This window comes from Sediminibacterium sp. KACHI17 (assembly GCF_040362915.1).
Lineage (GTDB): Bacteria > Bacteroidota > Bacteroidia > Chitinophagales > Chitinophagaceae > Sediminibacterium.
The window spans coordinates 2,622,859-2,637,582 of sequence record NZ_AP029612.1 but is presented as its reverse complement, the minus strand read 5'-3'; the positions used below and the strand labels follow the sequence as shown (position 1 = coordinate 2,637,582).

The window sequence follows — 14,724 nt, the reverse complement described above, 5'->3', positions numbered from 1 at the left end:
ATGGACCATCAACCATACACCAAGTATTAACCTTATTTAACATTTCCGAAAGTCTTCGTAAATAAATTTTTACTGTACATTTGACTACCAAACATTTCGTACACTAAAATTTTATGGTTATGTATCGCAAATGGATAACAATCGCTTTGATGGCTGTAAGTTTAACAGCTACTGCACAAACCGATCGAAAAGAAAAATCAGAGGACAGTAAAGACAAAAGCACTAAGCTCACAATTGTGGTTGACGGAGACAATGTCATCGTCAACGGTAAAAATATGAAGGACATGTCTCCGGAAGAGAAAGAGAAACTGAGAGATATGAATTTAAGAATTGCACCTTCGATTCGTCTTAGAAGTCCAAGAAACGGCGATAGACTTTTTGATCTGGATGAGATCAGAATAAAGAAGCCGGAAGGAACCCCACGCGCTTTTTTAGGTGTAATGAGTGAAAAAAATGAAAAGGGTGCAAAGATCACTGCTGTAACAAAAGAGAGCGCTGCTTCTAAAGCGGGGCTTGAGAAAGACGACATCATCACCAAAGTAAATGATCAGACCATTACAGATAGTGAAGACCTTTTTGAAACCATCCGAAAATATAAGCCGGAGGATAAAGTGACCATCACTTATTTACGAGATGGTCAACAGAAATCTGTGACCGCAGTACTTGGTAAGACCATGGAAATGGATCTTGATTTCAACTTTGATGTTCCTTTTGAGAGAGGTTTTAATTTCAATATGCCAGAACTGAGGGAGTTGGATAAACTCGATTGGAATTTTTCACGCAAACCCAGATTGGGGATCGAGATTCAGGATACAGAAGAAAGCAACGGGGTAAAAGTAACTGAGGTAGAAGATGAAACACCTGCTCAGAAGGCCGGTATTCAGGAAAACGATGTGATCACAAGTATCAATGGCAAAGCAATAAAGTCGGTAGATGAAATAAAGAGCGTTTTGAAAGATGTGAAAGAGGGAGACCTGATCAAAGCCGGTATTATCCGATCCGGAAAAAGCCAGACACTGGAAATTAAAATCCCGAAAAAATTAAAAACAGCGGATCTCTGAACCATTCGTTCTAGAATATTGTTATAAGTTTTCTCATGTGCATTATACCGCGTCACCCAGATTATCAAAGGGTTGGCGCGGTTTTTTTATTCGTACATTTAAACTAAAACGAAATATGAGAATTCTTACAGGGATCGCTTTTCTCTTTCTCAGCATTCAAAATTTTGCTCAGGTCTATCGGGTTAAAGAACCGCTCGTGCATACTTACTCTATTGTTGCAAGAGATGAACAAACAGGTGAAATGGCCGTAGGTGTTCAAAGTCATTGGTTTAGTGTAGGTACATCTGTGCCATGGGCTGAAGCAGGTGTAGGTGCAGTGGCTACACAATCTTTTGTAGATAAATCTTATGGTCCAAAGGCATTGGCATTATTGAAAACCGGATTATCGGCACAGCAGGTATTGGATAAACTAATAGCGGATGATCCGGGCAGAGATGTAAGACAAGTGTCGATCATTGATGCCAAAGGAAATGTGGCAACACATACCGGCAAGAAATGTATCCAGGTAGCCAGTCATATCAAAGGCAGCAATTACAGTGTACAAAGTAATATGATGTTGGGTGATCAGGTAGATGAATATATGTCTGAAGCATTTGAGAAGAGTAAAGGAAAGCCTCTTGCAGAAAGAGTATTACTGGCATTGGAAGCCGCTCAAAAGGCCGGAGGTGATATTCGGGGCATGCAAGCTGCAGCAGTTATTGTGGTTCCGGGAAAAATTACAGAATCATGGAATAATAAAACAGTTGACATAAGGGTTGATGATGCCAAAGAACCCTTAAAGGAATTACGACGTATTTATACCGTGCATCTTGCGTATCAGCACATGAATGATGGTGATCTTGCAGTAGAAAAAAATGATATGGCAAAAGCCATGGCTGAATACAAAGCAGCGATGCAATTATTTCCGGATAACCTGGAAATGCAATTCTGGACTGCCATCACATTGGCCAATAACAAGGAAGTGGAGAAAGCGATTCCCATGTTAAAGAAGATCTATGATCAGGATAAAAACTGGAAAGAACTGACCAGAAGATTACCTGCGGTGAATTTACTGACCGTTTCAGAAAAAGATCTCCAACGAATCCTTTCCTTATAATTATCTCATAAAACCCGCATAAAGCACCATTAGCTGAACAATGAGCAGTATTTTTGCTGCTCATGTCGCTTTTGGAAAAATACGAACCGGTAATTGGATTAGAAGTCCATGCACAACTCTCCACGAAAAGCAAGTTGTTTTGTGGAGACAGCACTCAATTTGGTGCAGCTCCAAATACACAAGTGAGTCCGATCACACTCGGGCATCCGGGAACACTTCCAAAGACCAATAAGAAGGCTGTAGAATATGCCATTAAAATGGGACTGGCTTGTCATTGTGAGATTGAACGCGATAATTATTTCGCGAGAAAAAATTACTTCTATCCAGATCTTCCAAAAGGATATCAGATATCACAACATACCACTCCAATTTGTAAAGGGGGCTATGTAACCATTCATACTTCCAGCGGAAGAAAGGATGTACAACTGAACAGGATTCATATGGAGGAAGATGCCGGCAAAAGCATCCATGATCTGAATGAGCATAACACCTGCATCGATCTGAACCGTGCCGGCACACCGCTCATTGAAATCGTTACTGAACCTGATATGCACAGTGCTGAAGAAGCATGGCATTATGTTACTGAGATTCGTAAACTCGTACAATGGTTGGGTATCTGTGATGGCAATATGGAAGAAGGCAGCTTACGCTGTGATGCAAATATTTCAGTTCGCTTAAGAGGAACCACAACACTAGGTACCAAAGTAGAAGTGAAAAACCTGAACTCAATTCGGAATGTGAAGAAAGCCATTGAGTTTGAAATAGATCGAATCATTCAATTATTAGAGAAAGGAGATGTGGTCAAACAGCAGACCCGAAGTTTTGATGCATCCAATGATACCACATTCGCTATTCGGGATAAAGAAGAAGCCAATGATTATCGCTATTTCCCCGATCCCGACCTCTCCCCTTTTCATTTGACCGATGTTTTTATTGCTGACATCAAACAACAATTGCCTGAACTGCCCGCAGAATTGCAAGGACGATTGATGAGCTCCTATGGATTGAATGAATATGATGCATCACAACTCTGTGATGACCTTTCTACGGCCCATTATTTTGAAGCGGTGGCAAAACATACAAAGCAATACAAAGCCATTGCCAACTGGATATTAGGCCCCATCAGACAATATCTGAATGAACAGCAAAAAGAACTTACTGCATTTCCGTTATCGCCATCCTCTCTTTCGGCTTTAATAGAATTGGTGCAAACTGGTAAGGTTAGTTTCTCTGTTGCGTCTTCAAGACTATTACCCGCATTGCTAGAGAAAGAGGTTGATCCACTACAATTAGCTACTGATATGAATTTGATCATGGTGAACGACGGCAATATGTTGGAGAAATGGATAGATGAAGCGATCGCCGCAATGCCTGATAAAGTAAGCGAATACAAAAAGGGTAAAAAGGGATTAATTGGTTTATTTGTGGGCGAAGTAAAGAAGAAAAGCAAGGGGCAAGCAGATCCTAAAATAGTAACAGCATTACTTGAACAAAAACTCAATCAATAAAAACAGATACATGAAACCATTGGTATACATCGCAGCTGCTGTTGCATTATTGAGCAGCTGTCAGGAGAAAAAATATGGTGCATTTACCGTTAGCGGTAAGATCACAAATGCGCCATCAAAGAAAATTTTTTTACAGGAACTTCCTTATGGTGGAGAACAACCGGTAATTCTCGATTCAACTACTTTAAAGGAGAACGGCAATTTTGAATTAAGAGCTGTGGGTACTGAGGAATCATTGTACAGATTGGTCATAGAGAATGGGCCTGATGTATTACTCGTAAATGATGGCAAAAGTATTCGCGTTAATGTAGATGTCAACAATTACAGAGCTTATACCGTTGAGGGATCAGATGCCAGTGAAAGTCTACACAAACTCTTTGAAGACTTTCGCGTGAAGGATTCGGTTTTATACTTGACCTTCTCTGCATTAGACAGCTTGCAACAAACAGGAAATGATAGTTTAATTACAGTAGAAAGAGCCAAGCGTGATATCCAGCTCAAAGACATCAATAAACTGATTACCGATTTTGTCAATGCATCTGAAAGTCCTGCAGCCCGTTATTATGCGATGGGAATGGGATCAAGAACCATGCAACCCGAAGAACTGAAAGCATTGGCTGATGCATCTGCCAATAAATTCAAAGAGCATAGCGGATTGGCAAAGATCAAAAGCTTGATGGCCGTAAGTACACAAGCAGCGCCATCAAACAGTTTATTGAACCAGCCAGCGCCAGAGATCAGTTTGCTTGATACAGAAGGCAAAATATTCTCGTTGAGTAGTTTAAAAGGTAAATATGTATTGGTTGATTTCTGGGCTAGTTGGTGTATGCCTTGCAGAAAAGAAAATCCAAATGTAGTAGCAGCTTACAATAAATTCAAGGATAAGAACTTTACCATATTAGGTGTTTCATTGGATCAGGATAAAGAAGCTTGGCTTGAAGCCATTGCAAAAGACAAATTAACATGGAAACACATCAGCGACCTGAAATATTGGGAAAGCGTTGTAGTTCCAATGTATAAAATTGAAGGCATTCCATTTAATGTGTTATTAGATCCAACCGGTAAAATCATTGCAACAGATTTAAGAGGAGAAGCTTTAGAAAAGAAGTTGGCTGAAGTCATTCAATAATCAACAATGAATACAAATAAAAAGGCCCATGTAATTCATGGGCCTTTTTTATTTGCGTCTCACTAAAGAGGAATCAAATCATAAGAACATCATAAAGATCCGCTCCTTATCCAACAGGTTCAATAAAGCAATTGCTACATCTCAATTAGGTACAAACAAAGAGGTCAGCTCAAATGAGCTGACCTCTTTTAATATCAATCAATATGTATTGATTAGTTAGTGTAACCAGGATTCTGCTGAATCAACGGGTTAGCCTGGATCTCAGTATTAGGGATCGGTAACAAGAAACGGAAGTTTCCTGCTGGCAATGTTGGTGCAGCATTCGGGTTAGGCAGATCCGCTGTAAGTCTTGTTACAGGCAGGTTTCTACGCTTCAGATCCCAGAAACGATGACCTTCATATGGTAACTCTTTGAAACGCTCTTCTACGATCGCTGTAATAGCGGCATCTTTAGAAGCCAGGATCACAGGAGTATAACCATTGATACGTGCAGCACGCAGAGCATTTAAGTCTGCAGCAGCTCCTACCAGATCATTGTTCTCTGCACGTGCTTCAGCACGGATCAGATACATTTCACCGGTACGGAACACTTTTGCATCTGCTACGTTCTCGTTAGGTGTACCATAGGTAGTTCCTTCATACTTCTTGATCAAACGTGTGTACTTACGTGATCCACCAGCCAGCAATGGCTCGTTCTTGTAGTATGATGTGAAACGTACATCATTCGCCTGATCATATGAATCCCACAACTTCTGTGATACTGTCCAAGTAACAGTACCAATGTTTGACGCATTAGCAGAAGTACCACGGAACAATGATCCGATACGACCACCCAATGATGCTGTACGGCTCAATTTGAAAGTCTGCTCTGCTCTGTTCGCATCTGTCCAGATTCCAGGGAAATCTGTACGTGATGCCAGAGGAATTGCATTGATGTATTCAGTACTGAAAGTAACTGCATCATTCCACTCTCTCAAATACAATGCAACACGTGCTTGTAATGCTGAAGCAGCCAGATTAGTTGCACGATAGATATCGCTTGTCGCAGAATGAACAGGCAACAATGGCTTAGCTGCTGCTAAGTCTGCCTTCAACTTCTGGAAGTATGGCGCTACTGTGATACGTGCCTGTGGCTGCAATGATGGAGTCTCCATGTATGCCATCGCCAGATCTGTTCCTACTGCACTGTTGCTGTAGTAACGATACAGTTCGAAGTGGCAGAACGCACGCAGGAACAATGCTTCTCCACGAATACGTGAACGAAGTGCTTCCTGTGTTGCATTCGCTGCTGTTGCATTAGGTAATGCCTGCAATACACGGTTTACACGGTCAATGATACGATAGTACAGGTTGAACGCTGTAAAGTTATCACGGATAGAAATATCCGTTGAACTGTACTGCCACTCATGCACTGTCGCTGCATTGTAGAAATCTGCGGTTACTACTTCATCAGCAAAAACGGCGTTCAGCAAAATGCCCATCTCTACGTTCATCGCTGCATATGCACCGATCAATCCCTGTTCATTGTTCAGAACAGTCTTCAGGGCCACATCTCCACCGATAAAGTCTGTTTCTTTAATCTCTATCAACTTCTGGCAAGAGAACAACGTCACCAGCGCAGAAGAGAGGATTAATATTTTTATTTTTTTCATCATGATTGTTTTTGAAATTCTCAAATACGAATATTAATACTGTTTGATTAGAAATTAATATCCAGACCTACCACAAACATTTTAGGGTTAGGATACTCGTTCAAGCTGATATTGTTATCATCTTCAGGATCCAAACCTCTCCATGGACTCCAGATAGCCAGGTTCTGACCCTGGATATAGAATCTTGCTCCACGGATCAGGTTGTTACCATTACCCAATTTGATAGCAGGGATCTGATAAGAGATATTCAGGTTACGGAAACGCAAGAACTTAGCATCTTCCAAATCAGCTGAAGTAAAGTCTCTGTCGTAGATAGATGCCTGGAATGGTTTTACATCACCCGGCTTCTGCCACTGACCATCGATCAACTCACGTGACGCACGTACAGCACCATGATAACCTGGAGTACCACGAGTGATCCAGTTACGGGTATTGTTGCTACGTACTACATCAAACTGATAAGAGAAGAGTGCAGATACAGTGATCGCCTTATAACGAACTTCTAAGGTAGTACCACCCTGGTGTACCGGTAAGAAGTTACCAAACTTAGCGAAACGACCTGCTTGTGCAATGTTGTTTGTTGTTTTACCATCTTGTGTCTCATATACAGGACGACCAGTTGCAGGATCTGCTCCTAAGTAGTTGTAAGTAAAGTGAGAACCATATGGTAAGCCTTTACGGATCACGAATGTTCCAAGGAAGTATTCGTTCACCAGACCTAAATCATCAATGTTGTTTCTGTTGATAGAGTGGTTAGCAGAGATGTTCAAATTGAAATCTTTCTGCTTGATCACATCAACACTTGCACTGAACTCGAATCCTTTGTTGCTCATCTGACCAGCATTGATACTCAAGCTTCCGAAACCGGTAGTTCCTGACAATGGCTGGTTTACGAATAAGTCTGTTGTGCGGTTGATATAGTATTCAACTGTGAACTTAGCGCGGTTCTGCCACATAGCGAAATCAACACCAAAGTTCCATTTTTTGATCTTCTCAATACGCAACTCTGGGTTACCTGGGTTAGTTGGAGCTTGACCGGTAATGGTTGAACCAGCATAGTTGGTTACACCGAATACAGGCTGCTGAGGACCCTGATAGTTAGGAATACCACCGAATGATACACCGTTACCATAAGAACCTGAAGGAATAGAACCAATATTAGGAACGATACCATAACTAGCACGAACTTTCAGATCAGTGAAGATCTTCTGGTCAGCTAGGAATTTCTCTTGTAATGCATTCCAAATCACACCCGCAGACCAAGTGGTGATCTCACGGTTTGCAGGATTCACGATTCTTGAAGTACCATCACGACGAACGTTAGCAGTTAAAGTATAACGGTTGTCATACGTGTAACGTAAAGTTCCAAAGAATGAACGGATACCAAAACCACTCTTCGCTGAAGAAGCATTCTGAGGGTAAGTAGTTTGTCCGACACCCACTGGTAATGTACCTGCACCCTGACCAGTTTCTGTCAAACGTGGATCTAAGTTGAACAAGGTAAATCCAAGTGTTTTATTATACTGACGCAGTGCTTCAAAATAAGCACCTGCTTCTACTTCATGAATACCGGCAAAACGCTTGTTGAAGATCAAGCTGGTGGTGTTGATGATCTGAGTTCTCATTCTGTAACCTTCCTGAGCCAAACCAGACTGGAATTGCTGGTTAGAACCCACAAATGAGTTAGGATTGATGAAACGTGATGTTTGATCACTTCCTACGTCAATACCGAAAGTATTGTTCAAAGAAAGAGAAGGCAGGATCTTGTATCCTAATTTCAGACCAGCATTGATCTTCACCTGATTCAGGGTCAGATTTGCATTCTGGATACGCTCTAACAAGTTCGCAACCTGACGCAATGCCAATGAAGTACTTGCACCAAAACGAAGCGATCCATCCGCATTGTATGGATTCTCATAAGTCTTAGCACGGTATGTCATCTGGAATGGGTTCAGTGGGCTGTTACCCAACTGCTCACCTTCAGAGAATTTAGTTTTAGAGAAACCAACTGTAGCATTCAATCCAACAGTTAATTTATCAGCAGTATGATCAATATTGAAACGAGTAGTGTAACGCTTCAGACTTGATCCAAGGTCAATACCTTCCTGATCAAAATAAGAACCAGACAGGTAGAAACGAGTTTTCTCATTACCACCAGACATGTTCAACTCATGTGATTGAGTTAAACCCTGACGATAGAAAATATTTGCATAGTCGATATCGATCGCTGCAATACTATCCAATACCTGCTGCTTACGAGCCGCAGTCATACCTGCAGGGATCGCAGGGTTCAATGGAGAGTATACCCAACCTGGTGTACCACCGATCTTCTCACGCTCTTCATAAGCAAGCATTTCACGGGTGTTCATCAGATTCATACGATCGAAATTCGGACGCTGTGTAAAACCTACTTGTGTACGATACTGGAAGTTCGTTACACCTGCTTTACCACGCTTAGTGGTAATAACGATCACACCAGTACCACCACGAGCACCATACAATGCTGCTGCACTCGCATCTTTCAATACTGTGATCGATTCAAAATCGTTAGGGTTCAAGGTCTGGAAATCACCATCAGGAGTAGGAACTCCATCGATGATATACAGTGGCTGAGCGCCGGCACCCTGAATAGATTGTGTACCACGGATTCTGATGCTTGGGCTTGAACCTGGCTGACCAGTACCCGAGTTAACCAGCATACCCGGTGCACGACCTTGTAATGCCTGATCAAAAGATCCAACTGGCACAGTCTCTACTGCTTTACCACTAATCAATGTAGCAGCTCCCGCAAACTGTGTTTTTCTTTCGCGGCTATAACCTGTTACTACCACTTCTTCCAGAGACTTGGTCTCAGGATTCAGTGTAGCATTCACCACATTACCTCTGATCGGTAACTCGATGCGGTCATAACCTACAAACATAAAGGTGATTGACTTAGCAGCAGACCCTACACTGATGCGGTAATTACCCGACTCATCAGTAAGAGCATTCGTGCCGCTGGCAGATACTGTAACACCAACTAGGGCTTGCCCTGTTTTCTGGTCTGTTACTTTACCTGTGATGGTTCGGTTTTGAGCCCAAACCTGCGCAATGCTGAGCAATGCACACAGAACAACTGTGACGAATTTTCTCATATTTCAGTTTTTAAAGTAAAAATGCGAGACGCAATTTAAGTTAAAGAAAACATAAATGCACACTATTGACATCAATTGAACATAAAATGCTGCGTTTTGTACATTGAAAATTAAAAAATATATAAATTACTAATTTGTTAATTATTGATTATTAATTATAAATGATAAAGATTAGAATTAAAATTATGTAATGAGCGCTCGTTTGTTATTCTAATTTTTCGGTGACCAATGGGAATTTGACGGTATAAAGATGGTCTGAATAAGTGTGTAAAATTTACATCTTAATTAAAAAAGGGATGGCTTTTCAGCCATCCCTTGGACTATTTATGCGTGTATTGATTAGTTAGTGTAACCAGGATTCTGCTGAATCAACGGGTTAGCCTGGATCTCAGTATTAGGGATCGGCAACAAGAAACGGAAGTTTCCTGCTGGCAATGTTGGTGCAGCATATTGTGAATAGCTGCAAAAAAAGCCGGTCTTTTCAGACCGGCTTTCCATGTTTAAAATCTATCCTTATTAGTTATTGTCTACGCAAAGCGGATTCAATAACAATTCAGTAGAAGAAATAGGCCAGATATACTGCTGTGCAGTTGGGGCGATTGCTCCTACACCTGGTTTTGCAGGCAATGGCAGTCCCAATCTGGTAAGATCTGTTCCTCTTAATCCTTCTCCGAGGAACTCAATACGTCTTTCATTTACGATCGCATTGGCTAACGCATCTGCATTAGCAAAATTAAGCGCAGTGAAAATAGTGGTTGCATCTGAACGCCCACGAACTGCATTTAACAATGCAATTGCTTGTGCATCTACTGTATTGGTAGAACGAACACGCGCTTCAGCTAAATTCAACAATACTTCTGCATAACGGATTACCGGAGCAGGATCAATGAAAGTAGATGGAACGCTGTATTTAGTTAAGTAGCTCTTACCACTAAATACTTGTACAAAACTTCTTCTTCTGTCAGTAGGTAACCATCCGGCATCACCGATGATTCCTGAAGGCAATAAAGAGTATTCACCATTACCACCGTTGAAAGCAGAAGGACCATAATAATAACCCAACTGATTTTGTGTACCAGGTTGCTCATTAGAAGCAAACGGCATTGACAAAATAGATTCAGTTGTGAAGTAGTTTGTAGTAAACATTGTTCTGTAGTCTGCTTGCAATGCATGTGCAACACCAGATGAAGCAACGAATGGAGCAGTTGCGCTCACAATTTTATTGGCTTCAGTGATCACATCTGCATAACGACGCATGCTCAATAATACTCTTGTCTTTAAGGCAATAGCAGTATTTCTGTGTGCACGAGTGGTATTCAGTGTAGCATTCGCATTGGTTAATGGCAGGTTCTGCTCAGCAAAGTTCAGATCAGTTAAGATCTGATTGTATACTTCGGCAACAGTAGCGCGCGCCAATGCATAATCACCAGAACCTGTATTACCTGTCAAACGTAAAGGCACACCCGGTTTACTTCCGTTGCCATCCCAAAATGGACGAGCATACAACTGAAGCAGTGAATAATAACTCAAAGCTCTCAGTAAACGAGCTTCACCTAAATAATTGTTCGACAAACTAGCACCTACGACTGCGGTTCCTTTTGCAGCCATACCATCAATGAATACATTCGCCAAATTGATCACATAGTATGCACGAGACCAATGGTTGAGTACACTGTTGGTAGAACTATTACTAGGCGTATAGTTCCAAACATCAAAACCGGTAACAACGTTGGTACGATCGTTCATGAATTCTTCACCTCTGATATCATTGAAGATCTGATAACGACCGCCGTACATACCGGCATTCTTAATAGAGGCATAAATAGCACGTACCTGACCTTCTACTCGGTCTTTACTGTCAAAAGCAGTCAAGTCTGAGATCGCATTCGTTGGTACAGGACTGATGAATTTATCCTTGGCGCAGGAGGTCAATTGAACCACCGCTGCGGCCATGATTACATATAATATTTTCTTTTTCATTTTCTGCTACATTAATAGTTTAACAATTAGAAGCCAATATTCAAACCTATGGTTAAGGTTCTTTGGTTTGCTACTGTATTTCTGTCTACACCAAAGTTGGTAGTACCATTACCGTTGGATGAAACCTCAGGATCTGGACCAGGATATTTAGTCAGGATCAACAAGTTGTTTCCATTCACATAGAAACGAGCGCTGGTGATCTTGATCTTATCCAATAATGACTTCGGTAGATTATAACCAACTGTTAATGTTCTCAGCTTAACGAAATCACCTCTGAATACGTTGATGTCAAGTGGGAAAGATGAACCGTTAGATACGTTATCACCAAAGATTGGTTTTGGAATCTCGGTAACATCTCCTGCTTTCTGCCATCTGTTCAGTACAGCTACTTCATTGTTCCAGAAACGCTGATCTCTTAAACCGGCTTGTGTTCCAAAATAAATCCAGTTACCAAACTGATAGGTCAACAATGCAGTCAGTTCAAATCCTTTGAAACGAACTGTGTTTTCCCAACCACCAAAGATCTTCGCATGTGTATTCTTATAAACCACCGCATCAGCATTACTTACTGTAGGTGCAGTTGTTCCATCAGCATACATGAAACGTGCTTGTCCTGCAGGAGCCACGTGCTGGAAGAATACTTCACGACCTTGTGCGTTGATAAAGATTCTGCGACCAGTAGCAGGATCAACTCCTTTTGTACGGGTTACAAAGATCATTGAGATAGGCTGACCCGGAACAGTGATACTAGGATTTTCTAATCCACCGGTAGAACCGATGATACTATTGATACCAGGAGCCAGAGAATTTACTTTGTTATCGTTGGTAGAGAGGTTGAATGAAGTATTCCAGCTGAAATCTTTCTTCTGAACTGCTGCAAAATTCATTGAGAACTCTAAACCTCTGTTATACATACTACCAATGTTCTGAGGAATAGTAGAAGGTAGACCTGCAGAAGGAGGCTGTGGTACGAACAATAACAGACCGTTGTTATTACTGTTATAGTAACCGATCTCGAAAGTCATACGATCCTTCAGGATACCAAAGTTGATACCCACATCTGTTTTCTTACTGGTTTCCCAAGTAAGGTTAGGGTTACCTGCCTGACTGTAAGCAACAGTACCATTACCGCCATACAGTCCAGAACCGAACTGAGACAGTGAAGCAAAGTTACCCAGACCACCGATATTACCTACTTTACCATAGCTAGCTCTTACTTTAAAGCTGCTGAAGATGCGATCCAATTTAGCTGAGGTCCAGAACTTCTCGTTCATGACTTCCCAACCAACAGATGCTCCCCAGAAAGTACCGTATTTAGAGTTAGCACCTAATTGTGAAGCACCATCTCTACGTAGGTTACCAGTCACATAGTATTTCTTGTCGAAATTATATTGAACACGACCGAACTCTGAATACAGATAATTCTCACCAATGCTCAAACCAGAAGTGTTCGGAGTAGTCCAACCACCCTGAATATTTGTAAACGCAGGGTCGTTCACCGTAATACGATTCAGACCGAAGCCATTGTTGTCAGACTTCTGATGCTCGATACCGGCTAATGCACTTACGTTGTGTTTTTCGCCAAAAGTTTTATCGAATTGCAAAGTGGTTGTCCAAACCCATCTTTTATTCTTGCTGTAAGTAGCTGTAACAGAACCATTCGATGCAAAACCTTCACCTGAAATAGGGTGAAAATAAATGTCGTTATCAGACAGTACATAGTCAATACCATAAGTAGTACGACCAGTTAACCAACTAACAGGTTTGATCTGCGCATATACGTTACTGATAACGTGCTCGATGTAGTTATCGTTTCTGTTCAGATCTAATTGAATAACCGGGTTGTTGAAACCTACTTGTCCTTGCTTATTACCCATTACACCGATCAAAGCACCACTGTAGTTGTAAGTACCGTCGTTGTTATATGGAGAAATATTTGGTGCAGTTACAAGTACAACACGACCTAAACCAGCGGTTGCAAATGCATCACCCAAAGAACCTGAACTTACTGCCGCAAGGTTCTTTTCACTAGAATACTGGATCTTACCTCCGATATTCACAGCTTTACCTACTTTATGATCAACGTTCATTGTTAAAGAAAGACGCTTATAGTCGTTTCTTTTGATGATACCTTCTTGCTCAGTATAACCTGCAGAGAAGTAATAGTTAGTTGATTCATTTGCGCCAGAGATACTGATAGTATTACTGTGTTGTACACCAGTGCGATATACATAATCATACCAACGAGTGTTGATTGGCTGTCCATCAGGACCATTGGTCAAAGCAAATGCGTTGGTTGCAGCATTGAATGTACCTGCATTACGCAAAGCTTCATTTTTGTAATCAGTATACTGGAATGCATCCAATAACGTTGGTAAACGCTGAACCTGACTAAAGCCAACCCAGCTGTCCAATGTTACTTTTGAACGACCTGCTTTACCTTTTTTAGTGGTGATAAACAATACACCATTTGCAGCACGGCTACCATAGATAGCTGTTGCAGCCGCATCTTTGGCAACGTCTACACTTTCAATATCATTTGGATTGATACTAGCTAAAATGTTACCAGCAGAACTAGTAGCACTAAAGTCACCGGTAAACATTGGTACTCCATCCAATACGATCAATGGATAAGATGAAAGAGAAATAGAGTTGGTACCACGGATACGGATAACAGGAGGTGCGTTCAATACACCGTTTGGAATGTTTACCTGTACACCGGCAGCACGACCACCCAATGCCTGATCAAAGCTCTGAACAGGTTTGTTGGCTAATGCTTCACCTTTTACACTGGCGATGCTTCCTGTAATTTCCTTTTTCTTTTGTGTACCATAACCAACCACAACCACTTCAGACAAAGATTTGTCTTCTTCGGTCATGCTAACGGTTATAGAGTTTTTGTCGGAAATGCTGGCATCTAAGATATTATAGCCAACATAAGTGAAACGAAGCGAACGGACATTTGCTCCTACCTGAAGGGTAAAATTGCCCGCATTGTCTGTAACTGTTCTCCTGTCGGAGCCAGCGGAAACGGTAACACCTGCAAGTGGTGCTCCTTTTGCGTCCGTTACCTTTCCTGTGAAGGTACGACTCGTTTGTGCCTGGAGTTGTGTCATCAATAACACAACACTGACAAAAAGTGCCAATAGTTTTCTCATTGCATT

The 14,724-nt window shown here is 41.4% G+C and carries 9 protein-coding genes; 4 read left to right on the top strand and 5 right to left on the bottom strand.

The window, feature by feature from the left end; translation table 11 throughout:
- Positions 1–119: 119 nt before the first annotated feature.
- The 4 genes from ABXG83_RS11675 to ABXG83_RS11660 all read left to right on the top strand — a co-directional run bounded on the left by ABXG83_RS11675 (position 120) and on the right by ABXG83_RS11660 (position 4,794).
- Positions 120–1,061 carry a PDZ domain-containing protein gene (locus ABXG83_RS11675; RefSeq protein ID WP_353549047.1) on the top strand — a complete coding sequence of 314 codons (942 nt, stop codon included), beginning with the start codon at positions 120–122 and terminating at the stop codon, positions 1,059–1,061.
- Between the two features lie 115 nt (positions 1,062–1,176).
- The gene (locus ABXG83_RS11670; protein WP_353549046.1) at positions 1,177–2,157 is read left to right on the top strand and encodes a DUF1028 domain-containing protein; all 981 of its coding nucleotides are present in this window, start codon (positions 1,177–1,179) and stop codon (positions 2,155–2,157) included.
- 62 nt (positions 2,158–2,219) lie between these two features.
- Positions 2,220–3,665, top strand: coding sequence for an Asp-tRNA(Asn)/Glu-tRNA(Gln) amidotransferase subunit GatB (gene gatB / locus ABXG83_RS11665; protein WP_353549045.1), 1,446 nt, complete (start codon positions 2,220–2,222; stop codon positions 3,663–3,665).
- Positions 3,666–3,675: 10 nt separating this feature from the next.
- On the top strand, positions 3,676–4,794 hold the full coding sequence (locus ABXG83_RS11660) for a TlpA disulfide reductase family protein (protein ID WP_353549044.1): 1,119 nt from the start codon (positions 3,676–3,678) through the stop codon (positions 4,792–4,794).
- A gap of 212 nt (positions 4,795–5,006) precedes the next feature.
- On the opposite strand, the gene ABXG83_RS11655 is transcribed toward ABXG83_RS11660, so the two are convergent.
- From ABXG83_RS11655 to ABXG83_RS11635, 5 genes are all read right to left on the bottom strand, one after another.
- Positions 5,007–6,446 (bottom strand): RagB/SusD family nutrient uptake outer membrane protein, encoded by a 1,440-nt coding sequence (locus tag ABXG83_RS11655; RefSeq protein ID WP_353549043.1) that lies wholly within the window; start codon positions 6,444–6,446, stop codon positions 5,007–5,009.
- A 47-nt stretch (positions 6,447–6,493) separates the two neighbouring features.
- On the bottom strand, positions 6,494–9,580 hold the full coding sequence (locus ABXG83_RS11650; RefSeq protein WP_353549042.1) for a SusC/RagA family TonB-linked outer membrane protein: 3,087 nt from the start codon (positions 9,578–9,580) through the stop codon (positions 6,494–6,496).
- Between the two features lie 339 nt (positions 9,581–9,919).
- The gene (locus ABXG83_RS11645; RefSeq protein WP_353549041.1) at positions 9,920–10,078 is read right to left on the bottom strand and encodes a RagB/SusD family nutrient uptake outer membrane protein; all 159 of its coding nucleotides are present in this window, start codon (positions 10,076–10,078) and stop codon (positions 9,920–9,922) included.
- A gap of 18 nt (positions 10,079–10,096) precedes the next feature.
- Positions 10,097–11,560, bottom strand: a complete 1,464-nt coding sequence (locus ABXG83_RS11640) for a RagB/SusD family nutrient uptake outer membrane protein (RefSeq protein ID WP_353549040.1) — start codon at positions 11,558–11,560, stop codon at positions 10,097–10,099.
- A 26-nt stretch (positions 11,561–11,586) separates the two neighbouring features.
- Entirely contained in the window at positions 11,587–14,718 is a 3,132-nt protein-coding gene (locus ABXG83_RS11635; protein ID WP_353549039.1) for a TonB-dependent receptor, read from the bottom strand.
- Positions 14,719–14,724 lie beyond the last annotated feature (6 nt).

Excerpts from the sequence above, each read along its gene's own strand:
- ABXG83_RS11655 (WP_353549043.1), bottom strand. The coding sequence starts at position 6,446 with ATGAAAAAAATAAAAATATTAATCCTCTCTTCTGCGCTGGTGACGTTG.
- ABXG83_RS11640 (WP_353549040.1), bottom strand. The coding sequence starts at position 11,560 with ATGAAAAAGAAAATATTATATGTAATCATGGCCGCAGCGGTGGTTCAA.
- gatB (WP_353549045.1), top strand. The coding sequence starts at position 2,220 with ATGTCGCTTTTGGAAAAATACGAACCGGTAATTGGATTAGAAGTCCAT.
- ABXG83_RS11645 (WP_353549041.1), bottom strand. The coding sequence starts at position 10,078 with ATGGAAAGCCGGTCTGAAAAGACCGGCTTTTTTTGCAGCTATTCACAA.
- ABXG83_RS11650 (WP_353549042.1), bottom strand. The coding sequence starts at position 9,580 with ATGAGAAAATTCGTCACAGTTGTTCTGTGTGCATTGCTCAGCATTGCG.
- ABXG83_RS11675 (WP_353549047.1), top strand. The coding sequence starts at position 120 with ATGTATCGCAAATGGATAACAATCGCTTTGATGGCTGTAAGTTTAACA.
- ABXG83_RS11635 (WP_353549039.1), bottom strand. The coding sequence starts at position 14,718 with ATGAGAAAACTATTGGCACTTTTTGTCAGTGTTGTGTTATTGATGACA.
- ABXG83_RS11660 (WP_353549044.1), top strand. The coding sequence starts at position 3,676 with ATGAAACCATTGGTATACATCGCAGCTGCTGTTGCATTATTGAGCAGC.
- ABXG83_RS11670 (WP_353549046.1), top strand. The coding sequence starts at position 1,177 with ATGAGAATTCTTACAGGGATCGCTTTTCTCTTTCTCAGCATTCAAAAT.